This window comes from Streptomyces sp. CA189, from assembly GCF_056428985.1.
Map to the genome: position 1 here is coordinate 57,811 of NZ_JBWJVM010000037.1, position 23,350 is coordinate 81,160.

Here is a 23,350-nt window from a genome sequence, read left to right on the forward strand (position 1 = left end):
GCATGACCGCTCCATATGATCCGGAAGTCAGGGAAAAGGTAGTCGCCAAGCTGCCCGCCTCCCTGCGGCAGGAACTCAAGGTCCGCGCAGCCCAGTTGGGCGTGGACATCCAGGACGCCGTCACCGAGGGCATCCACGCCTGGCGTGCCGACGCCTCCGCGGCGACCCCGGTGGACACCTCCGGTGCCGCCTCCTTCTCCACGTACCTCCCCACCGGCTTGTACGGGGACTTCAAGGAGGACTGCCGAGTCCGCGAAGTCCCCTACAACCAGGGCGTCGCCCAGTCCATCAGGCTGTGGCTCGACACCCACCCCTCCCCCGCCGGCCGACGTCGGTCGTCCAGCGAGGGCGCGCGCCGGATCGTGGTCTGCAACCAGAAGGGCGGCGTGGGCAAGAGCGCCATCAGCAACGGGCTCTCCCAGGCCCTCGCCGAGACCGGTGCCCGCGTCTGCGTCATCGACTTCGACCCTCAGGGCCACCTGACCCGGCACCTGGGCGCGGAGATGCTGGGCATCAAGGAGCCCAGTCTCGCCAAGCACATGCTGGGCGAGATCGAGGGCCGGGTGCGCGAGCTCCTCGTCCCCATCGAGCACGGGGTCTTCGCGGGCCGGCTCTTCCTCCTGCCCTCCTGCAAGGACGCGTTCCTCCTCGACGCCCGCCTGGCCACCACGCGGCACGTGCGGACGAAGGAGACCGCGCTGGAGAAGGCGCTGGAGGAGCTGGAGGAGGAGTTCGACTACATCGTGGTCGACTGCCCGCCCAGCCTCGGCTACACCATGGACACCGCCCTCTACTACGCGCGGACCCGCGAAGGCGAGGCGGAGAAGTCCTCCGGCATCATCGTCCCGGTCCAGGCAGAGGACACCTCCGCCGACGCCTACGACATGCTCAGCGAGCAGCTGGAAGACCTCATCGACGACCTCGACATCGAGATCGCGCAGCTCGGCTTCGTGGTCAACCTCTACGACAGCCGCAAGGGCTTCGTGGTCACCTCCTCCCTCAACAGCTGGAAGGAGTTCGGGGACCCGCCGGTCATCACGGTCATCGGCGACCTGAAGGAGCAGCGCGAAGCCGTACGCGTCAAGCTGCCCCTGCTGCACTACGCACCCGAATGCGAGCAGTCCGAGGCCATGCGGGAGATCGCGCGGAAGGTGTCGGCATGAGCAAGAGCGACCTCCTCGGTACCGGCGCGGCCTTCAGCAACGCCCGCCGTACCGGCGGCCGGAGCGAGCGCGGGCGGGCCAAGGCCATAGCGCAGGGCGACGTACCGTCGTACGAACTGGTCCGGGTCCCCCTCGACCAGGTCTCCCCCACTCCCCTGAACCCGCGCCGCAACTTCGGCACGGACGAGGAGATGACCCGCTTCGGCGAGGAACTGCGCCAGACGCAGCTCTCCGCGTGCGTCCTCGTCGGCAGGACCGCCTACTTGGCGCTGTGGCCGGACCACGACGCGCGGATCGGGTCGGCCTCGTACGTCCTGATCAACGGCGAGCGCCGGTTCCGCAGCGCGCTGCACGTGGGGCTGGAGTCGCTGGACTTCGTCGTACGGGACGACCTCGCGGCCTCCCGCACGGACTTCATCGACCACCTCCTGGCGGAGAACCTCGAGCGCGAGGACTTCGACGTCATCGAGCGGGCACGCGGTGTGCAGCAGCTGGTGGAGACCTGTGCCGAGCAGGGCAAGGACCACGGTGCGAAGTCGCGGGCGGCCGAGCGGCTGGGCAAATCTCCGTCCTGGGTGACGAACCAGCTGGTGCTGCTGGAACTCCCGGAAGAGATCCAGGCGATGCTGAGCGCGGGGGAGATGCCCGAGCGCGACGGCCGGGTGCTGGCGCGCGCCGCGAAGGACCGCCCGGACGCCGGCGCGGCCGACCTGCTGGGTCTCCTCCGGGAGACCAAGGAGCAGGAAGTCCAGGTCAAGGCGGCCCAGCGGGAGATCCTGCGCGAGGCCCAGGAGACCACGACGGCCTCGGCAGAGACCGAGCAGGCCGCCCCGACCGGGGGAGCCAAGGACCTCCCGGAGCCCTCCCAGCCGGAGGCCGGGCCGGCCCGACTTTTGTCCGCGGACAAAAGTCCGCAGCCGACGGCGAAGGCTCCGGACCAGACCCCGGCCCCCGACCAACCTTTGTCCGCGGACAAAAGTCGGGCCCCCGAGAGCCTGCCCTCGCCGGTCGCGGACCGGACCGAGGCAGTCGCCGTGGAGCCGGTCCAGCCGCGAGAGCCTGAGGGAGTCATCCCGCCCCAAGCCAGGGGAGCGGACACGGACACGGACGCGGCCCTGTGGCAGGACCCTGCCGCCGTCTACGAGGCGATCTGGGCGAACATGTCGGCCAAGCACCGCGAGGAGCTCACGACGCTCCTGATCGACAACAGCTGAACGGGGCAGCAGCAACCGCTGTCAGTGCCGAGGGGTCCACCGCGACGAAGGTCGCTTGCGGTGGGCCCCTCGGCGTATGTCTCGACAGCTCGGGGCGAGGCTCTCCAGTGTTAGGGGCAGCCCGGGAAGAGCTCTGGTGAGCTACGAGAGCAAAGCTCCCGCGTACTCGGGGGCGAACCGTGCGGGCTCGACAGCGTTGGATTAGTGAAATGAACTGTCCGTTTGTGGCCGGACATTGGCAATCCTTTACGACTCCGAGGTCGGAATTGAGCAAGTTGCTCCATTAGGGGCAGTTGTCAGTGTGCATCCCTATCGTTCCCCGCATGGACACACCCACCGCGGAGCCCGACGCGCTGTCGGACATCCAGGTCCGGCACATGGTGATGCAGGCGGCCGCCATGGCGGCCCATGCGCTGACCAGCACGGATCAGAGCGCCGAGTATTGCCTGGCCCAGCTCACAGACGCCCACGGCCGGCTCCTCGCCGCCCGGGGACCCTCCAGCCCTCTCCCATTTTCCTCATTGCGGACTTTGCTGCGCGGAGAGGTGTCGGCTCTGCTGCCCGACGGCATTCCGGCGGACGAAATGGCCGGCGTCGTGCTCATCGACGAAGGGGGTGAGTTCAACGACGACGCCGACGACTTGGAACAGGAGCTGAGGGCCGTCGTCCGAGCAGTGAAGGCGACCACCCGGGAAGGCCGGTCGACCACGGCCGCGAAGGTGGGCGAGGAGATGGACCAGGACCGGTTCTTCCTCGCACTCACCAAGAGCGGGCGCCAACAGGACTACGAGTACGGGCGTCAGTCCGTCATTACCACCAGCTCCGGATCCGACACCGAGATCCGTCGGCTGAACCTTCCCGCGAGCATCACCGAGTTCTACCGGCCGATCTCCTTCGGCGCACTGTACGAAGGCTGGTGGTACGCCTGCCCCCTCTGCCGGTGGCCGATGAAGGTGACCCTGGGAACCGGCCGGAACCGTGGCACCGGAACGGTCCGGTGTTTTCATCGCCCCCACGTCGAGCGGGGAGCTTCGTACACCTTTCGGCTGCCTGAGGCCGGCAGAGCTCCCACCCTCTCCTCCCCGAGGACCGTGGCCCGGCCGGTCGGAACCGCTGCGGTCCTCTTCGCCGATGTCACCGGGGGCATCCCCGAACCGCAGCTTGCCGAGGGCCACCGTGCGCTCTGCTCCGGCGTGTGGCGCTGGACGGTGGTCCCGGGCTTGGTGGAGGTGGCCCTCCACCAAGCCCTGTCCGCACGCGGATTCACTCCGAGGTTGTGGCCGGACATGGACGCGTACGACATCGAGGTCGCTGCCGGCGGAACCACCTACCGCATCGACATCAAGGACTACTCCTTCCCGACGGCGCTCGCGAAGAAGATCCAGGCTGACGGCGGCGACGACAACGCCGACTGGCTCGTGGTACCCGACTACCGGGCCAACACCGTGCAGTTCCTGGCCGGCGTGTGCCGGGAGTACGGCCTGGGAGTCATGACGGCCGGCGACCTGGGCGATCTGGTCTGTAAGAAGGAGGGCGTCCGATGGGCGTGAAGCGACTGTCCCGGAGCGACGCCGCCATCGCGGCAGCGCTGGCCCTGACCGCGCACTACTTCCCGGACAAGGACGACGACGGCCGCACCGTCGCCTCCTTCGATCATGCCGCCTTCCTGCTGTCCGGCCATGCCGACAAGTGGCCCCGCTGGAGGGAGATCACGCACGAGGAGCGGCGTCGGATCGGCGCGGTGCTCACGCTCGCCCCGGTGGACCTGGCCTCCCCGAAGGTGTTTGCCGCCCGGGCCCGTGTCCTACTGGCACTGGAGGAGGGCGATCCAGGGAAGACGCCGTGGGCTGCGGTCGGACGCCGACCCGCGAAGGCGTCGGCGGCCGTCGGTCGCGTCGGCGGTGACTACCTCGGCTACGCGGACCGGGTCCTCGACCGGGCGGCGAAGGACCACAAGCGGTCGAAGCCCCAGGCGGTGGCCACTCCCGGCGTGTGGATGACCGCGAAGGTCTGGGAGCCGGGCAAGGGACTGATCCAGGGGCGGGCGACGATTCCCGCGACGCCCCTGTTCACCGGCAGCGATGACGACGCCGTGCACGACCTCCCCGAGGTCACCACTGTCCCGTACCAGGAGGAAGTCCGTGTCCCCACGAACGAACTGCTGGAGCTGGCGGCCCGCATCGACCAGCGCTACCCGGCCAAGGAGCGGTACCTCCTCTCGGTCCTCTCCGGCTTGTTCGACCAGCTGAACACCGTGGACACCATCGATGTCACCGAGGCGATCCGCATGAGCGCGGGACCGCTGGAGGTGTTCAACGCCCCCACGGGTACCGGCAAGAGCGTCCTCGTGCGGGTGGCCGCCTCGTGGTTCGCACTCAACGACCGCAACCTCATGATCGTCCTTCCCAATGTGGAAGCCACACTGTCGGCCTCCTGGGACATCCGGGAGGATCTCGCCCACCTCGGCATGCCCGGCGCGTGCACCCCGCTGATGTCCCCGAACGGGCTGCACGACCGTGCGATGAAGATGGCCGTCCGCGTCGAAGGCCCGCTCATCGCCCAGTCGGCGAAGGAGGCCTGGAAGCTGGACCAGCTGTCCTACGGCTGCGCCCTCAACCATTTCACCGAGGCCGCCCGCCCCTATCCGCCCGGTCGGGAGTCCTGCCGATCGCTCACCCCCCTCCCTCCGGTGTTCGGGCGACGGGTGTGCCCGTTCATGCCCACCTGCGGGAAGTACGCACAGCAGTACGAAGCCTGCGTCACGCCGATCGTGGTGACCAACCACTACAACTTCCTCGTGGGGCGCCTCCACATCAGCGTCCTGCTCGGCGGCCGCGCCACCGGCGGCCTCCCGATCGCGGAATTCGGGCTGCGCCGCTCCCACACCGTCATGATCGACGAGGTGGACCAGTTCCAGTCCACGGCCGTCGACCGGTGCGCCTCCGAACTCATCCTGTCGTCCCGCAAGGACCGCCAAGTGCCCCTGCGGGAACTGGACGGGGAGAAGGACCGGCTCGGCACCGATGCCGTCAAGAACCTCGTTCCGACCGTCAGCCACGCCCGCTACCTCGCCGAATTCCTCCTTGCCGCCATCTGCGAGGGGCAGATCCACTTGCGCCACTACGAGGGCGGCGGGCCGGCGCGCCAGCGGCCCGGGATGAACAGCACCGAATGGCACCTCGCGGGCGGCCGTGACCGGCGCCTGCTCACCCTGCTGTTCGGTGACGAAGCAGTCGCCCACGACGCCGAGATCCCGGCGGAACTGCGCAGCCTCCTGGACGCCCTGCGTCCATCGCCGCCCTTCGAGGAAGGCGACCTGCTGGAGGACGAGGACCCCGTCGACCTTCCACCCTTCCTGGAGGCCGTACGGGACGCTCTGGACGGCCTGCTCGCGCCGAGGGGTGAGGACGTGCTCGCCAGCGCCAAGCTGGACATGGAGGACGCGCTGGCCGAAGTGGTGGCCGATCCGCACGACCGGGCCGAAGCGGTGGAACTGCTGATCGTCCGGACCTGGCTCTCCGAGCTCGACCACGCCCTGTCCACCCTCCGCTCGAAGACGGCACAACTGCGGTCCATGGGGCTGGTATCGGCGAACAAGCTGGCCGAGATCCTGGAAGGAGGGGTGGCAGGCGACATCATCCCCTTCGGGATGCTGGGCCGCGCCGTGTTCGGGTACCGGGTGACGGGGTTGGACGATCCGTCGAAGTCGGCCGAGCTGACCTCGCAGAACATCGCCGGGGACCCGCACACCTACACCGCCCAGCTCGGCAGCGTCGTTTCGCTGGCCCTCGCCGGCCTGGAACGCCCGGTACTGGGCCTGTCGGCAACGGCGTACTTCCCCCAGGCGGTTCGGGAACACATCCACGGGCCGGTCAAGTGGTGGATGACCGACGCGGCGCCCGACAGCATCCGGGCCCGGCAGCAGACGGTCACCGACGCCCTGAACAAGCCGATCAAGATTTCCGGTATCCCTCAGGCACTGAAGCGCCGGGTCCTGATCGACATGGGCGAGCGGCTGTATGACACCAAGATGCACGCCGAGCTCGCCCGGCTGGAGGCCACCGACCCGGACAGGGCCCACGCCGCGGTCGTCGTCAACTCCTACGAACACTGCCGCTACATCGCCCTCGGCATCCACGGATCGAGCCAGTACCGGGACGGCCTGTGCGTGGCGGTACCGCCGGACAGGGCCCGTCGGGACAGCCTGCCCCCGCTTCCGGCCGGCGTTGTCGAGCTGACCCCGGATGAGTTCACGACGTTCCCCGACCGGGGGAGGATTCTCGTCGTACCGATGGCCCGTATCGCGCGCGGCCTGAACATCGTGGTCAACCTGAAGTCGGCGATCACCCCCGTCTACCTCTGCACGCGGCCCCTGGCGCTGCTGACGGACCCGGCGGAGATGTACGGCAGCGTGAATGCCGCGGGGCTCGCGGCATGGGAGGCGGCGGGAACCCATGACCCGGTCGTGGCGCTGAGGACGGCGCAGCGGGCGGCGTGGGAGCGGCTGGGACTGATCATGCGGTCGGCGCCCGGCTTCATCGCCACGCACAAGGATCTCCAGGAGGAGATCGTCGCGGGAATGATCATCGACATGATCCAGCTCGCAGGCCGTGCGCGCCGGGGCGGCACCGACATGACCCTCCACCTCGTCGACTACTCGTTCCACGAGGACGCCTGGCAATCGGACCTGGCCCACATCCTGGCCCGCATGCACGCCAAATGGACGCCGGACGTCCGGCGGCAGATGAACACGATCTACCGCGAGGCGCTCGCCGCGTTCCTCGCGTACGCGGGCATCGACGCGCCCACCACTCACTGACCGGCCCCATCTCCTCACTCCTGACCACCTGTCACAAGGGAGACCGCACACCCATGGCCAACCGCCACCGCCTCGAAGTGGCCGCCCTGAGGGCGAACCGCAGTCTGCTGGGCGACGCGAGCGTCCACGTCCTCGAACTCGGCCCCTCGGTCCTGTCGCCGTGGGCGGTGATCGAGAACGCCTACAAGAGGCACCGGGGCCGGGACGAGGTGCAAGCGCCCAGGAGCATCATCACCACGACCCTGCGCGCCAGGACGGGCGGGTACGTCTGGTTCGCGCCGAAGAAGGGGCGCGGCTACCTCGTCTCGCGGGAGGCGATCGACCCGGCCACCCTGCGGGACGTCTTCACCCTCTTCCACGGGATCGTGAACGGGCGCAGTGCCGACGAGGTCGATCTGAACGATCCTCCGCTGGTCGCCGAACAGATCGTCGCCCGCCCCATGGAGCAGCGCCTGCTCGCCGACTTCCTCGTGCAGGGCTCCGGTGGCCAGCCGGACGCCGGCGACTGGGTCTACACCGCGGCGACCTGGGACCTCGCCCACCGGATCGCGGCGGTTCCGTGGGAGGTCGACGGGCGCACGATCACGTTCCGGCCAGACAACACCGGAGGACTGATCGCCTGGGACCATCCGTACGGAAACAAGGCGGGCACGGCGTTCGCCGTGAACAGGGTCAGGTTGCGGATGAAGACCCTGCCGAACTACAAGGACCCGTTCATTCTCACCTCCTCCAACGTCACTCGACTGAGCGCCGGACTCGGGTACGCCCGTACGGTCCTGGCGGAGCAGGCCGATCCACGACTGCCGATCCTGGAAGTCGAGATGGACGGCAGCGGGCGGGTCCGTACGGTCAACCGGCTCGCCCTGGACGTCCTCGGACGCATCGGCGTGGACCATTCCGTACTCCACGGCATTCAGGAGCAGGTGCGCAGGGAAACCGCTGGAGCCCAGGCCGCGGAGGAGGCGGGGGAGAAGTGGCGGCCGGCGGCGGAGCGCGAGGCGAAGATCCGGGCGGTACAGGGCAAGAACTTCCGGTTCCCGATCGGCCGGGGCACGGGCATGCACCACGCGCGCGAACTGGACCGCCACATCAGGGAAGTGCTCGGGGACGCGGCCAGGTCACCCGAGGCCTACCGGTCGTGGCACGCCTTCCCCAAGTTCGAGCTCGCCAAGAACCTGTTCATGGAACCCGAGTACGTGGTGCGCGGCCTCGACACCATGGGACACGAGCGCATGCGGCTGGTGTGCCTCTGGACCACCGACGAGATGCGGCTACGGATGATCAAGGGTCTGGCCGACCTGTTCCGGCTTGACGCCGCTTCGCTGGACCCCGTGGAAGGGGAGCCCCTCGACCTGGTGGACGGCCGTGTCGGCGCGGTGTTCCACCAGGCCCCCGAATTCCTCGCTCACGGCACCGGCATCGACCGCACCGCCCTCATGTCCGGGCTGTCGGGGCTGGCGCCGCAAGAGGGCACGGTGATCGGTGTGTGGGCGGAGACCGAGTACGGACAGACCGAAGAGGGGGACGGACCCGAAGAGACGGCCGCGGGGGAGACAGCACGCCGGCCGGATGCGGAGAAGGCGGCCAAGACGGGGAAGGAGGCGGCACCAGCGGAGGCGGAGGACGCCAAGCACCAGACCCGCCGGGTCCTCGCCACCCACGGCATGGTCACCCAGTACACGGCGGCCCGCAAGGAGCCGAAGCGGAAGCCGAAGTCGGCGAAGGACGGCACCGTGAAGCCGGATGTGGACCACCAGGTGGCCATGTCGCTCCTCGACCTCACCTCCCGTCAGATCGGTGTCATCGACCAGCGGATCGACTCTGCCATGGTCCCGATCGGTTCGTACGCGCCCACCGGGGTCGCTCACTGCGGAGTGCACGTCCGGGTGCAGAACGCGAGGAAGAAGGGGGAGGCGGCGAAGATCAGCATCACGGCGTCCGTGCTGGTGCCGCCCTCGCTCGACGGGCTGGCGTGGACCTTGAGCGGCTGGTCGTACACACGTCCCCAGTGGCAGCAGTACAACAGGGCGACCGCCGCCTTCCACGCCAGCGACTACCCGGCCGGGAAGATGACGGAACTGGTCGACGACGAGGCCGGGTACAAGAAGGTTGCCAGGGAAGTGGACCGAGCCCTCGCGGATCTCGTCGAGTACCTCGGGCACCTGCCCTACACGGTGACCGTGGACGGGGTCGCCACGCGGCGGCTGTGGGCGGGCTTGCACAACAGGCGGCAGGGTACGGATCCGGACCCGGGGACCTGGCTGCCGGGGTCGACGCTCCGTGCGAAGGAGCGGCCCCTGGCCGTGATCCGGCTCAACAAGGACCCGGAGGAGGTACCGCAGCCGCTGTCCGTCACGACGCTGGACGACGACGGGTCGGTGCAGAAGACGGGCGCCACCACGACGGTCCTCTTCGAGACGGTGCCGGACTTCGGCGATCCGGCGTGGTTGCTGGTGAACGTTCCACACCAGTTCGACGGCGCCGGCTCGGGGCGGCTGGGGGAGAAGAAGACCCGGTGGAGCGCCCTGCACGGGAAGGCGAAGACCAAGACCGAGGCGGGTGAGCGGAACGAGGTCGCCGACAACTGGTACGCGATGAACGCGACGGAGATCTTCCCGGTCGCAGTCGCCGAAGGAATCGACCGGGCCGGCCTCGCCCGGCTCACGGGAATGCTCTGCCAGCGCTCGCTGTCATGGGGCAACCGGACCCGCTACCCCGTGCCGCTGCACGCGGCGCAGCAGATGGACCTTGACCATCCGCAGTACCGGCGTACGGCTGTGGGGACCGATCCCGAGGCTGAGGCCGTTGGCGACAGCGAGAGGGAGGGCGAGGGCGGATCGGAATCCTAAGTTTCGGTTCCGCTGTTTTCCGATGGGCCGCCCCTCGCACCGAGGGTGCGGCCCATCCGCGATTGTGGGTGGTAGCTCCGTGAGGGGGAACCGTCCACAGGAGCCATGATAAAGACAGGGGTGTCCCTATCATGGCTGGCATGCCGCGACAGAGGACGTCCTTCGAGCCGGCCGAGCTGCGCCGTCAGCGGGAGGCACGCGAGCTGACGCAGGACGAACTCGCCGACCGGGCAGGAGTACCGCGGGCCACCTACGTCCAGTACGAATGGGGACGCAAGGGCGTCTCGCCCGACGTGCTCCGGAGACTCGCCGTCGCACTCGACGTTCCTGCCCAGCAGCTCGCGGGGATCCCCGAGGGGGAGGAAACCCTCAAGGACTTGCGCCAGTGCGGCGGTCGCCTCCTCAAGGAGACGGCCTCCCATCTCCTGGGGAAGGTGCCCGGCCCCAGCGCCCAGGCGTGCTACGTCCGGCTGTCCGCCGTCGAGTCGGGGAGGGAGGTGCCGGACTGGACGACGCCCGACGCCCTCGGGAAGCTGATCGACCTCCTCTCACGGTTCTACTGCGTCCGCCCGCAGACGCTGCGCACGGCCTGGTTCCGTGCCTTCCCCCATCACGCCGCGCTCCTGCGGCCGGCCGGCCACGATGCGAAGAAGCCGGTACCGGGCGGCCGCTCCACGGACAGGCCCGCCGCCGCGTGGAAGTCGATCAATGGCCGGCAACGGACCTACCTGACCGTGTTCTACCAAGCGGATCAGGCAGCCGAATCCGAAGCGGACCGCTCACGCGCCGCGTGGGGCGACCCAGGACCAGCCGCAGTGTGGCGGAAGATCCCGTTCACGGTGAAGGCCGACCCGGTCTTCACGGGCTACACCGCGGTACAGGAGATGCTGCGGAGCAAGGGCGTACACGATGCGGGGGCCGGCGCGAGCGTGCACGCCCTCGTGCGGCGGGGCCTGGTCACAGTTTCAGAGGACCAGGTGGAGGTGTTCCCGATCGGCTTCGTCCCCCGGATCCTGGTGGAACTCACGAAGGAGGGGCGGGCATGTGCCCGCCACGGCCTCGGAGAACAGTCCGACTCCCGCCGTGGCACCTTGCTCTCCGAATGGCTCTGGAAGAACCTCGTCCTGGTCGCCAGCGCGGGCCCCGACGGTGTCGCGGACACCGAGATGTGGGGGAGGTCCCGGTTCTACCTCGGCACCGGCTTCCGGCCGCGACGCGGGGTCCTCTCCCGAGGCTTCATCGAAAGCGTCCCCATCACCGAAGGGACCGGCTCAGACGCCTTCGTGAAGGAGTTCCGTTGGCAGCTGACCGAAGCCGGCCGGCTCCACATCGCCGAGTATGCCGACGTCTACCGCACCTTGTACCCCGCAGTCGAAGTCGCTGAGCCTGAGGCCTGACCAACCTTCCGCAGCTCGACCCGGTCAGCCATGAGGGGGGCCGGCTCTCCGGCAGAAGTAGGGCCAGGTAGTTCTGCCGGTGGAACCGCCTGGTCGGGCAGGTGCCGTGGTGGTCGACTGGGGCGTCCGGTTGGAGGGCGGGTCCTGTAGTGCCCTGCTCCCGCCGTGCTCCTCCTGCGGGCCCACGGGGGTACGGCAGCGCGCCGGAAGGGGGCCCGTCCATCGCCCGTGTCGGTCGCTGGTTCCGACACCGAGGCATTCCGACCGAAGAACGAGGCGTTTTGCTATCCCTTTTCGACTCAGCACTCCGTAGGGGCTGGACGGCGGCCGTCTGCGCGCTGGTGCTGGCGCTCACGCTCATCCAGCTGATCGGCGGGGCCACACCCGCTCACGCGGCGGTCAATCACTACGCGTTCGCAAGCTGGAACATGCAGGGATCCGACGGCGGAAGGAGGTGGAACGAGGACGTTCTCCGGCTCCTCAACGGCAACGCATGGGGGGACGGAACGGTGTCGCGCAGCAACGTCGTGATGCTGCAGGAGGCGGGCGGCCCGCCCCCTTCGGCGATCTATCGAGGCCGTCACGCCATATCGTCCCGGTACACGGACTACTCCGACCCCACGGACCCCGACGGCCAGCGGCCGGTGCGGCGCGCGCAGCTCGACGTGCTGGAATTCGAGATCAGGATCGGATCCGGCACCCGGCCCTCGGCCACGTACACCGTCTTCTGGTCCCAGTCGGACGCCAGAGGACACCTGCCCGCGGGTGATCGGGCCGCCAATCCGTACGTTCCCCCCGCGATCGGCCGACCGGCCAGCGAGGGAACGGGAAATGCCGGCCGCGTCAACAACGCCATCATCGTCCGCACCGACAACCTCGGCGGTGTGCCGGTCACTCCGCTGGCCGAGCAGCCGGACACCATGTCCAACGGCAGCATGCCGCGCCCGATCATCGGTGCGCAGCTGGGCAACGACCAGTTCTACAGCGTGCACGCCTTCTCCGGAAGCGGAGCCGACGGCCCCCGTGCCGTACTCGCGGCGGAGCGCAACGCCGGTACGCGGGACTGGGCGGTGGCCGGGGACTTCAACTACAACCTCCAGATCAACGGCCAGCCGTTCGGTTCCCAGGTCGGGAACGGCAACAACATGTTCCCGGGGCACCTGCGGCGCAGCGGTGAGATCACACATCCGGGTCCGCCCGTCGTCGGCGGCGAGGATCGGGACAGCGAGCTCGACTACGCCTTCACTCGTAATCCGGCGCCGCCGGCCAGTACCCGGTTGCGCCGGATTCCGGCCTCCGACCACCACGCAGTGGAGTTCAACCGCAACCTGATCGCCGGGGGCGGGACGGATGCGCAGCAAGGCTTCCGGTTCCGCGACCGCTCCACCGCCGTCTCGGTCAGCAGGGTCCTCGACGGCGGGCACGTCGACCCCCTGAGCAAGACGTTCGTGCCGACCGTGTCCGACTGGCGCCACGACCGGACCCAGGTCTGGCTGACGGCGCGACCGGTCTACGTCGACGGCGACCTCTACACCCAGCTCGTCAACGTCACGGTCAACAAGTGCCTGGAGGCCCTTCCCGCCGGCGGCGACGGGCGCTATGCCATGTCGGTGGGGGACTGCCACGCGTCGCCCACCGACGCGCAGCTGTGGAACTACACCTCTTCCGGTCAGCTGATCAACCGGGACGACGCGGTGATGACGTACGACCGCACCTACGGGCTGATCGCTTCCCTGCATCCGACGGCGGCTCCGGGGTGGTCGCGCGAATCGGTCGACCTCGCCCACTGGGACACCTTCGGGTTCCCCACCGGGCTGGGCGAGCACCTGTCGTTCCGGAACACGTCCACCAGCCGCTGGCTCAGCGAACGCAAGGCCGGGTCGGTCGATGTGGTGATGGACGGGTCCGACACGTCGCTGCCGCGGGAGGTCGGGGAGGGGTGGCACACCCAGAGCGCGGGGAACCGGCCGGGACTGCAGGTGGTGAACAACCGTACGGGCGGCTGTCTGTCCGGCGGCACCCCGATCGAGGTCGAGCCGTGCCACGGCGACGGCGACCTCAGCCAGCTCTGGGAGTTCACCGGAAACGGAGAGCTCTTCAACACGGGGTTCAACGAGTCGATCGCGAGCACGCCCGGCAGCGGCGACATGACCTCGACCGGGGAGGGCCTGCCCGCCCTGATCTTCACCATCCGGGGCGGCAACACCGTACCGGACCACACGGAGTTCGCCCTCGCGCCGCCCGTCCGCCGGCTGGCCGTGATGCCGCTGGGCGACTCGATCACCCTGGGCGTGGGCAGCGGCACGCGCACGGGCTACCGTCCGGAGCTGGCGAGCCGTCTCACCGGAGGCGCGGCCGCCCTGGAGTTCGTCGGCTCGCAGCAGGACCCCGACGGCACCCGTCACGAGGGGCACTCCGGGTGGCGCATCGACCAGCTCCAGGCGGAGATCGAGACCTGGATGGCCGAGGCCAAGCCCAACGTCGTGCTGCTGCACATCGGCACGAACGACATGAACCGTGACTACCAGGTCAGCACCGCGCCGCAGCGGCTCGGCGGGCTCATCGACCAGATCCACGCGGCCTCGCCGGACACCACGGTCGTCGTCGCCTCCCTGGTGCCCGCCACGGACGCCGCGGTCCAGGCCCGCGTCGACACGTACAACAAGGCCATACCGGGGATCGTCGCGGACCGTGCCCAGCGCGGCTACAAGATCTCGCAGGTCACCATGGGCGCGTTGACCACCGGAGACCTCAACGACAACCTGCACCCCAACAACGCCGGCTACACGAAGATGGCCGCAGCCTTCTACGGCGGCATCGCAACGGTCGCCAACCGGGGCTGGGTAAAGGAGTCCGTCGAGGTCAAGCCCGCCCCGCCCCGCCGGGCGAACACCTTCGGCGACTACGACGTCGACATCAACGGGGACGGCCGGGCCGACTACCTCGTCGTCGACGACAACGGTGCCACCCGCGCCTGGCTCAACACCGGTCCCGGCAAGTGGAGCGAGCAGGGGTACGTCGCCAGCGGTTCCAGTGCCTGGACAGGCAGCCAGGTCCGGTTCGCCGATGTCGGAGGCGACACCCGCGCGGACTACCTCGTCGTGGAGCCCAACGGGGCTGTGCGCGCCTTCATCAACACCGGCGGCAACGACCGCGGCGGCTGGGCGGACAAGGGAGTCATCGCCAGCGGATCGGCCGCGTGGACCGGCGAGCAGGTGCGGTTCGCCAACGTGGGCGGCGACGCGTACGCCGACTACCTGGTCGTCGACGCCAACGGCGCCACCCGCGCCCTGCTCAACACCACCGACGCCACCACCGGCGTCATCAAATGGGCCGACCAGGGAGTCATCGCCAGCGGATCGGCCGCGTGGACCGGCGAGCAGGTGCGGTTCGCCGACGTCGGCGGTGACGCCCGCGCCGACTACCTCGTGGTCGACGCCAACGGCGCCACCCGCGCCTTCGTCAACACGGGGGGCAACGGCCGCGGCGGCTGGGCCAACAGGGACTACGTCGCGACCGGTTCCACCGGCTGGCTCGGCAGCCAGGTCCGGTTCGCCGACGTCAACGGTGACGCCCGCGCCGACTTCGTCGTTGTCGACGACACCGGCGCCGTCCACGCCTACGCCAATGCCATCGATGCCGCCGGCGTCATCAAATGGAGCGACCTGGGCGTGATCGCCTCAGGCGTCGGATCGCCCGGCCACCGCGTTCGCATCTAGCCGTACCTTCTGCTGCCGTACTTTCCGCTGCAGCGCCGCCCGGGCCGGATGTCCCGACGCCCTCCGCGTCGGGACATCCGGCCCGGGCCCTTCCTCTTATCCGTTGGCGAGCTGGTCGAGCGCGCGGAGTTCGGCGGCGACCTCGGCCTGGCGCGGGCCGTTCAGCTTGCCCAGCCCGTCCTGAGCGGCGAGCAGGGCCTCCCGCGCCTCCTGGTAGCGGCCAAGCCGGCGCAGCACGAGCCCGAGGTCGAGCCGTACGGGTTCGCTCCAGGCGCGCATCTGCGCGGCCTCGAAGCGAGCCAGAGCCTCCCGGAGCACGACCTCGGCGTCGCTCAAGCGGCCGAGCTCCGCCAGGTCGTTGCCGATCTGCTGCTGCGCGCTCGCCCGGTACAGCGCGACCAGCTCGGCCGACTGCCCCGGCAGATCGGCCAGGCAGACCGCCTCGCTGCGCCGGTGGATGACCAGAGCCTCCTCGGCCCGACCGGACTGGCGCAGACGGTGGCCCAGGGCGTTCAGCACGGAGAGCTCGGCCATGCGGCTCGGGGCACAGGTCTGGGCGCCGAGGCAGGCAGCCGCCTCGCGGAGCCGATCGAGGGACTCCTCGGCGCGGCCGAGCCGGTGGAGCGCCCCGGCTCCGTAGCCCAGCGCCCAACCCACCTGGAGCTGGTCCCCGACCTCGCGCGCCACCACCAGGGCGGCGTCGGCGCTCGTGAGTGCTGCGCCGGGGTCGTGGACGCACGTGTTGTAGGCCCAGGCGAGGTAGTTGAGGTGGACGGCCTCGGCCTGCTTGCTGCCCAGAGCGCGAGCCGCGCCGACGGCGCACTGGAACACCTCCGCCCACAGCTCCCAGTGCTGGTTCAGGTCGGAGAACCAGTGCATGGCCTCCGCCGCGTCGATGACCTGCTGGTGGTGCCCGGCGGCCCCGGCGCGGCGCAGCGCGGCGAGCCACTGGGCCCGCTCGGCTTCCAGCCAGGCGCGGGCCTGTTCGCGGTCGACGGGTGCGCTGTCCGGGTCGGGGTCGCCCTCGGGCGCATCCTCGTGGTGGTGGTCGGCGTCGAAGCGCAGCGCGGCAGCGGTGGCCCGGCGCAGCGCCCACTGCGCGACCCGGTCCCGGGCGGCCTCGCACACCTCGGCGCCGTCCTCGGCGGCCAGCTGCTCGGTGGCGTACAGCTTGAGGAGGTCGTGGAAGCGGTAACGCTCGGCGGTGGTGTCGGGCTGGAGGAGCCCGGCGTCCGTCAGTTCCTCCGCATACCGGGCCGCCTCGGCGAGAGGCAGGTCCGCCAGCAGGGCGGCGACCTCGGGGCTGAAGTCGGGGCCGGCGGCGAGTGCGGCCCGGCGGAACAGGGTCTTCACGGCCGGGGCCAGCTGCTGGTACGACAGGGAGAAGGCGGCGCGCACCTGCAGGCCCCCGGCCTGGAGCGTGTCCAGCCGGCGCCCGTGGGCGGCGAGCTGGGAGACCAGCCTGCCGAGGCGCTGGCCGGGTCTGGCGGCGAGCCTCTGCCCGGCGATCCGGACGGCCAGCGGCAGGTGCCCGCACAGGTCCGCGAGGTCGCGGGCGGCCTGGGCCTCCTGCTGGATCCGCTGGGGGCCGACGATGCGCGTCAGCAGTTCGACCGCCTCCTCACGGCGCAGCACGGTGAGTTCGGTCCGGTGCACCGCTTCGAGTCCGGCCAGGGCCTGACGGCTGGTGACGATCGTCAGCGAGTGCCCGGCGCCGGGCAGGAGGGGGCGGACCTGGGCGTCGTCCGCCGCGTTGTCCAGCAGGAGCAGCAAGCGGCGGTCACGGATCACGGACCGGAACAGGCCCGACCGGTCGTCCGTAGCGGCCGGGATCGCGCTCTCGGCCACGCCGAGCTCCCTCAGCAGCCGGGCCAGTGCGTCGCGCGGGGTGACCGGCTCCGGATCCATGCCGTGCAGGTCGAGGGCGAACTGTCCGTCCGGGAAGTGCGGCGCCAGGCGGTGCGCGGCGTACACGGCGAACGAGGTCTTGCCCAGGCCGGGCTGTCCCGAGACCACGGTGACCGGCGGATGCGCGGGGTCCGCGTTCTCCACCAGGTCGAGCAGCTGGGCGAGGGCCGGGCCACGAGCGGTGAAGTCCCGGATGCTACGGGGCAGGGCCAGGGCGCCGCTGTGGGCTGCCGGTGCAGTGCTCTCCTGGTGGGGCCGGGGCCGTCCGAGGGCGGCGGCCTGCTCCAGCTTCTCGGCGCCGGAGGGATCCAGCCCCAGGGCTTCGGCCAGGGCCTGCACGGTGCGGCGCTGGGGGCCGCGGGTCCGCCCGCGTTCCAGGTCCGCCAGCGCGCGGACGCTCACGCCCGCGGCGTGGGCGAGCTCCTCCCGGCTGCGGCCGGCGAGCGTGCGCAGGGCGAGCAGCTGCCGCCCGAGCTCGCCGGTCGTCGATGTGTGCGCGTCCATGGTCGACATCCCCTGATCAGCGTGGTCCTGCCTGAACGGAGACCTCGGCAAAAGTATGACGGACGCCAGCACTGCCGGCGGAGCGGACTGCTCCGCCGGATGCCGCGCTCCGGAGGCCGGACGTACCCGGAGGGAGCCCGACCTTGCCCGTAGAGTCACAGGTCGGTAGGCCTGTTTCCGCGTCCGCGTGGATGACCCTCAGACCAGGGCAGTACCCCGGTCGTCCGTGGCCTGTTCCCCGCGTCCGCGGGGATGACTCGATCGCCGCCACGTACGGGATGCCGATCACCCACTGCTCCCTGCGTACGCGGGGATGACTCCGGCGACGTCGAGCGCATGGAAGACCTGCCCATCAGCTCCCGGCGCCCGCGGGGACGGACCCGCAGCTCGCCCTCCCGCAACCCGGACTCCGACTCAAACGCAACCCGGTCGTCGGCTCAAGTTCGTTCAATTTGGCGGTAGTTGAGATCTCCGGAACCTGCCCTCCTGCCCCCGTTCGCCTGCTAGCGTCCTGCCTCATTCCAACAAGGAACCGTTAAGAGCAGAGAGCGAACGATGCAACTTGGCTGATTCACGCCCCCCGCCCGCCGGTGCGATACGCCCCCGGTGGGATCCACGGCAGCAGCCGTGCGTGCCGGTCCTGACCCTCGACGACCGGCTCGTCGAGCTCAGCCTCGTCGACGTGCTCCACGATGCCGACGGCCTCCGCAGCGTGGAAGGGGACACGCCGGGGGAGAAGGTCGCCGTCATCGAGTTCCTGCTCGCCATCTGCTTCGCCTCCGGCACCTACCCGGCGTCCGCCGCCGAGTGGCCGGCCTGGGTCGACGCGAAGGACGGGCTCCGGCCCGCCGCCGAGTGGCTCGCCGAGCGGCCCGAGGACGAGGTGTGGGACCTGTTCCACCCCACCGAGCCGCTCGGGCAGAACTCCCTCCTCGCCCCCTTCCTCGATCAGCGCGGCGCAGGGCCGGCGCAGCTGGTGATCGAGCGGGTCGGTGACTACAACCAGTTCTTCGACCACCACCACCTGGACCACCCCGACCCCTTACCCGTCGCCCGCGCCTTCCGCGCGATGCTCACGCAGCACGTGTACGGGCCGGCCGGCCGGGCCCGGATCTCCGGCAAGGAGACGCTCGGCCCCACCATCACCAACCTCGCCGCCACCCGCCTCGGGACCCGGATCCGCGTCATCGCACTCGGCGAGACCCTCGGCGAGACCCTCCGCCTGAACCTGGCACCCGTCTCCGGGCCGCCCGGCGAACTGAACCGCTCCTGGACCGTCGGCAAGGAGCGCCGCGGCTTCACGACGAAGCCCCAGGCACGCCCGGTCAGCGGGCCCGCGGACCTGCACAGCTACCTCGGCCGGTCGGTCCTGCTCCGCCCGACCCCCGAGGGGGATGCCGTCGACCGGGTGCTCCTCGGCGCCGGCGAACTGCTCGCGCTGACGGAAGACCACCTCCAGGACGCGGTTCCCGCCACGAAGGCGGACGGCACGACCAAGCCCCTCTGGGCCTCGGCGACCCGCGCCGTGTGGCGTGACGCGCACTCCCTCTACGCCGCCGTGAACGAGGCCCGTTCGTCCGACGGCGCGAACGACGGTAGGACCCTGTACCGGCGGCTCGCGCTCTTCCCGCCGGAGGACGTCGCCCCCGAGCCCGGCCAGCAGCCCGCCCGCCGCGTAGAGCTGTGGACCGTCGGACTCGTGGCCAAGCAGACCACGGCCATCACCTGGGTCGACGGGACGTTCCCCTTCGCCCCCGGCCTGGAGGCGCGGCTCTACCTCGCTTCCTTCCGCGGTTCGGAGATCGCCGAGTACGTGGCCTCCGCCCTGAGCAGGGCGGCGTACGCGGCCTGGACCGTCGTCTACCCGAACCCCAAGCCGACCGACAAGGCGGGCCAGATCGCGCGCTTCGACGCGCGCGGCATGCACTGGGCGGCGACGCGGGAGCCGTTCGACCTGCTGATGGACGAGACCACCATCGGCGAGCCCGAGTGCCTGCTCGACTACGCCGCCACGGTGGCCGCCTCCGCCCGCGGCTTCCTCACCGCACGCCTTGACTCGCTGCCGAGGAACCGGCAGGGCGCCAAGGCGCAGGCGGCGGCGCTGAAGCGGTTCGACGACGAGCTGGCCTCGCCGAAGGCGCCGGCCGAAATCCGAGGGGAGAGGGCATGACCACCCGAGCCGAGCCCAAGTCCGGGCCAGGACCCGAGAGCAGCGCGACCAGCGCTGCCCTGACCGCCTGGCTCGCCAGCCTCGTACACAACCGCAACTACGGGAGCCTCGCCGACCTCCGGCGCACCCGGGTCCGCAAGGAACCGCACTTCCGGGCCATCTGGTACAGCCCGGGCGAGGAGCAGGAGGAGATCTACGAGCAGGTCGCCTTCCTCTTCGCCGTCTACCACCAGGGCAGGTCTGAGCCGGCCTACGGCTACGGGAGCCTCGGAGAGGCCGCCCGCAGGATCGGCAGCGGCGAGAAGCAGGGGCCGGAGGACTCCGGCGCGGCCCGTCTCGTCGACCGGATCGTGTCCAGCCGCCGGATCCCGTGGCGCCACCTCCAGCACACCGTCGCGCGGCTGCGGGCCTGCGGAGCGAAGCCGCCCTCGTGGGCCCGGCTCGCCGACGACCTGAGCCAGTGGAACGACCGCAAGGCCCGTATCTCCTACGAGTGGGCCGTGGACTTCCACAACGCCCGCTCCCGGGCCGCCGCCGGTGCCCGCACCGCCAGCACGATCGTCGATCCGACCCAGAAGGGCACCACCACGTGACCAGCAACGCCCCCTCCACCGGTCGCCAGTTCCTCTCCCTGCACCTCCTGGAGACCCTGGTCGCCGTGCTGCCCGTACGCGACGAGAACGGCTCGCCCAAGTCCATCGTCTACGGCGGCACCGAGCGCCACATGATCACGAGCCAGGCGCGCCGCCGTGCCGAACGGGTCCACACCCGTGACCGCGCCAACAAGGGCATCGGCGCCCTGGCCGGCCGGACCACCGCCACCCGTACCCGCGAGTGGGCGCTGATCACCAGCAGGGCCCTGACCTCGGGGCATGGCTGGGAGGCGGAGGAGGCCGTCCGTACGGCCCGCGCCGTCATCGAGGCCACGGGGCTGAAGTTCGGCGACCCGGCCAAGAAGACCGTCGCGAACCTGACCAAGGTGCTCCTCTTCGCCCCCTCCGACGCGGGCACGCGCATCGCCGCCCACATCCACGAGCAGGCCGGGGAACTGCGTCCCTGGACGGCGGAGTACGTGGCGGCGCAGGCGGCGGCCGCGCCCAAGCCCAGGAAGGGCGGCCGCAAGAGTGCCGCCCAGGAGGCGGCCGACCTGGACGAGGCGGCGGAGGACACGGCCTCGGCCCCGGCCGACGCCAAGCTGCCCCCGCTGCCGCAGGCGACCCGCGCCGCGGTCCTCACGGCCCTCGCCCCGCGCGACGCCATCGACATCGCCCTGTACGGCCGCTTCCTCGCCGAGATCGCCGACTCCCCGAACGTGGACGGCGCGGTCCAGAGCAGCCACGCCTTCACCGTCCACGAGGCCGAGCAGGTCGACGACTTCTACGCCGCCGCCGACGACGCGAAGCTCGACCGCAAGAAGAACGCCCTGGACTTCCTCGATGTCGCCGACGACGCCGGCGCCGGCATGACCGGCTACCAGTCCCTGATCACCGGTACGTTCTACCGGCACGCCGTGCTCGACCGCGTGAAGCTGCGTACGAACCTCCGGGCCGCCGGCATGACGGTCGAGGAGGCAGAGGAGGCGTCGGTCGCGGCCGAGGAGGAGTTCGTCACCGCCTTCGTCGATGCCTTTCCCGAGGCGAAGAAGAACTCGACCGCCTCCACCGGCTCGCTGCCCGCCCTCGTCCTCGCCTTCGAGGGCGAGCGCCCGTACAACTACGCGGCGGCCTTCCAAGCACCCATCGACGAGAACCCCGAAGACAAGGGCGGCGAGGGCCCGGCCGGTCCGGCCGCGGTCAAGCGGCTGCTGAAGCACCACGCCTTCGTCAGCACGCGCCGCCCCGACATCACCTCGGGCCGCGTCCTCACCTACGACCCCCAGATCGACGAGCTCCTCGGCACGCTGAAGTCCCCCGGAGCGGAGCCCGTCACCTCGGCCAAGGGGCTGACGGCGTGACGCACGTCCTGCTCGTACGGCTTGCCGCTCCCCTGCAGTCGTGGGGGGCGGTGTCCCGCTTCGCCGCCCACCGCGACACCCACAGCCGGCCCACCAAGTCCGCGGTGGTCGGCCTGTGCGCGGCGGCCCTCGGCCGGGACCGCACCGACCCGGTGGACGACCTCGCCGGACTCGTCTTCGGCGTGCGCGCCGACCACCCGGGCACACCGGTACGTGACTACCACTCCGTCGGCGCGGGGAAGTACCCGCTGCGCCCGCGCGATGTCATCACCGACCACCGGCGGGCGGCGGCGGTGGCCAAGAGCATGGAGGCCGCCGAAGGGCCGGGCTTCGGCCACCACGAGCTGGCCGGGTGGTACGGGGCGCCGAAGAAGATCGCCGCCGATCCCGTCTCCGGGGTCCTGGTCTCGGGAGAGCTCTCCCGTACGGCGCTGATCACGGAGCGCTGGTACCTGTCGGACGCAGCCTTCGTCGTGGGGCTCCAGCACCAGGACCGGGCGCTGCTGGAGGAGATCGCGCACGCCCTGGAGCACCCGAAGCAGCTGCTGTGGCTCGGCCGGAAGTCCTGTCCGCCCTCCGGCACGCTGGCCGCCGGCATCCTGCCCGGCACGCTCGCGGAGGCCTTCGCCGCGAAGCGGCTGCTGCCGGGCCCGGAGGGCCCCGACACCTCGGGCCGACGGCCCTGGGCCTGGCTCCAGGCGGCCTCGGGTGCGCGGGGGGCCTCCCAGGTCAACGACCAGCCCGTCAGCTTCGACCCGGCCCGCCGGGCCCATGCCACGCGCTGGGAGACCCGTACGCGCGTCACCATCGCTCCGAACGCCACCGAATGGGACATCATCCCTTGAACACCGCGAACCCGGGGGCCACCGGGACCAGCACCCGTACCGCCGCCACGACGGCACGCTTCGTCGCCACCCACTCCGTCCTCTCCCTCAACGCCCGCCACCCGCTCGTCGCCAAGTCGCTGGTCGACGCCCAGGAGATGCACCGCACGGTGATGAGCGGATTCCGCGGCTGGGTCGAGGACGGCGACCCGGAGGCCCGCTCGCAGATGGGCGTCCTGTCGACCTGGTCGGTGGACCTGAAGGCGGCGGCGCTCGTACTGGTCGTGCAGTCCAGGATCCCGGGGGACTGGGCCCGGATACCGCGAGCGGCCTTCACCGCCCCGCCGCACATCATCACCGTCGACCGCACCTTCAAGGCGGGGGAGTCCGTGGGCTTCCGTACGGTCGTCAACCCGACCCACAGCCGCCCGCCGGCCAGCCCCACCGGGGAGAAGACCCGCGGTACGCGGACCGCCCACACCACACCGGAGCACGTGAAGCGCTGGTTCGTACGCCGCCTCCAGCCCGACGGCGACCCGGCGACGGCTGAGGACGGTGTGGTCCGCATCGGCGCCACCGCCGACCCTGACAGCCTCGGCATCCGCATGCTGCCGACCCTCTCCAGCGCCCACCGCCGCAAGCCGGTCCGCATCGGCCGCGCGGAGATCCGCGGCTCCCTGACGATCACCGACCCGGAAACCCTGACCGCAGCCCTCTCCAACGGCCTCGGGCACGCCCGCGCTTACAGCTGCGGGCTGATCCTGACGCGCTGAGGGAGGTGCCTTCGAGGCGCCTTCCGTGGGGCGACATTTTTTAGCCGGCAAAAATA

The 23,350-nt window shown here is 70.6% G+C and carries 13 protein-coding genes; 12 read left to right on the forward strand and 1 reads right to left on the reverse strand.

What is annotated here, in order from left to right; translation table 11 throughout:
* Nucleotides 1-2 precede the first annotated feature (2 nt).
* From AC061S_RS25355 to AC061S_RS25385, 7 genes are all read left to right on the forward strand, one after another.
* Entirely contained in the window at nt 3-1,163 is a 1,161-nt protein-coding gene (locus AC061S_RS25355) for a ParA family protein (RefSeq protein ID WP_478688201.1), read from the forward strand.
* Complete coding sequence (locus tag AC061S_RS25360) at nt 1,160-2,377, forward strand: ParB/RepB/Spo0J family partition protein (protein ID WP_478688202.1); 1,218 nt, start codon at nt 1,160-1,162, stop codon at nt 2,375-2,377. The genes AC061S_RS25355 and AC061S_RS25360 overlap by 4 nt, the downstream gene beginning before the upstream one ends.
* A gap of 323 nt (nt 2,378-2,700) precedes the next feature.
* Nucleotides 2,701-3,927 (forward strand): restriction endonuclease-related protein, encoded by a 1,227-nt coding sequence (locus tag AC061S_RS25365; RefSeq protein ID WP_478688203.1) that lies wholly within the window; start codon nt 2,701-2,703, stop codon nt 3,925-3,927.
* Complete coding sequence (locus AC061S_RS25370; RefSeq protein ID WP_478688204.1) at nt 3,918-7,196, forward strand: hypothetical protein; 3,279 nt, start codon at nt 3,918-3,920, stop codon at nt 7,194-7,196. The genes AC061S_RS25365 and AC061S_RS25370 overlap by 10 nt, the downstream gene beginning before the upstream one ends.
* 53 nt (nt 7,197-7,249) lie before the next feature.
* The gene (locus AC061S_RS25375) at nt 7,250-10,045 is read left to right on the forward strand and encodes an RNaseH domain-containing protein (protein ID WP_478688205.1); all 2,796 of its coding nucleotides are present in this window, start codon (nt 7,250-7,252) and stop codon (nt 10,043-10,045) included.
* 140 nt (nt 10,046-10,185) lie between these two features.
* The gene (locus tag AC061S_RS25380) at nt 10,186-11,442 is read left to right on the forward strand and encodes a helix-turn-helix domain-containing protein (RefSeq protein ID WP_478688206.1); all 1,257 of its coding nucleotides are present in this window, start codon (nt 10,186-10,188) and stop codon (nt 11,440-11,442) included.
* Between the two features lie 281 nt (nt 11,443-11,723).
* A complete protein-coding gene (locus tag AC061S_RS25385) occupies nt 11,724-15,161 on the forward strand; it encodes a GDSL-type esterase/lipase family protein (RefSeq protein WP_478688207.1) in 3,438 nt (1,145 codons plus the stop codon).
* Between the two features lie 96 nt (nt 15,162-15,257).
* Here the strand turns inward: AC061S_RS25385 and AC061S_RS25390 are convergent, their stop codons facing one another.
* Nucleotides 15,258-17,573, reverse strand: a complete 2,316-nt coding sequence (locus AC061S_RS25390; RefSeq protein ID WP_478688208.1) for a helix-turn-helix domain-containing protein — start codon at nt 17,571-17,573, stop codon at nt 15,258-15,260.
* A gap of 631 nt (nt 17,574-18,204) precedes the next feature.
* On the opposite strand from AC061S_RS25390, the gene AC061S_RS25395 reads away from it, so the two are divergent.
* The 5 genes from AC061S_RS25395 to AC061S_RS25415 are packed head-to-tail and all read left to right on the forward strand — an operon-like array spanning nt 18,205 to nt 23,294.
* Nucleotides 18,205-19,743, forward strand: coding sequence for a type I-E CRISPR-associated protein Cse1/CasA (locus tag AC061S_RS25395; protein ID WP_478688209.1), 1,539 nt, complete (start codon nt 18,205-18,207; stop codon nt 19,741-19,743).
* Nucleotides 19,740-20,336, forward strand: coding sequence for a type I-E CRISPR-associated protein Cse2/CasB (casB, locus tag AC061S_RS25400; RefSeq protein WP_478688210.1), 597 nt, complete (start codon nt 19,740-19,742; stop codon nt 20,334-20,336). The genes AC061S_RS25395 and casB overlap by 4 nt, the downstream gene beginning before the upstream one ends.
* Nucleotides 20,333-21,697 (forward strand): type I-E CRISPR-associated protein Cas7/Cse4/CasC, encoded by a 1,365-nt coding sequence (locus AC061S_RS25405; RefSeq protein WP_478688211.1) that lies wholly within the window; start codon nt 20,333-20,335, stop codon nt 21,695-21,697. The genes casB and AC061S_RS25405 overlap by 4 nt, the downstream gene beginning before the upstream one ends.
* On the forward strand, nt 21,694-22,542 hold the full coding sequence (gene cas5e, locus AC061S_RS25410) for a type I-E CRISPR-associated protein Cas5/CasD (RefSeq protein ID WP_478688212.1): 849 nt from the start codon (nt 21,694-21,696) through the stop codon (nt 22,540-22,542). Before AC061S_RS25405 ends, cas5e begins: the two co-directional genes overlap by 4 nt.
* Nucleotides 22,539-23,294: a type I-E CRISPR-associated protein Cas6/Cse3/CasE gene (locus AC061S_RS25415; RefSeq protein WP_478688213.1), complete on the forward strand. Its 756-nt coding sequence runs from the start codon at nt 22,539-22,541 to the stop codon at nt 23,292-23,294. The genes cas5e and AC061S_RS25415 overlap by 4 nt, the downstream gene beginning before the upstream one ends.
* Nucleotides 23,295-23,350: the final 56 nt, after the last annotated feature.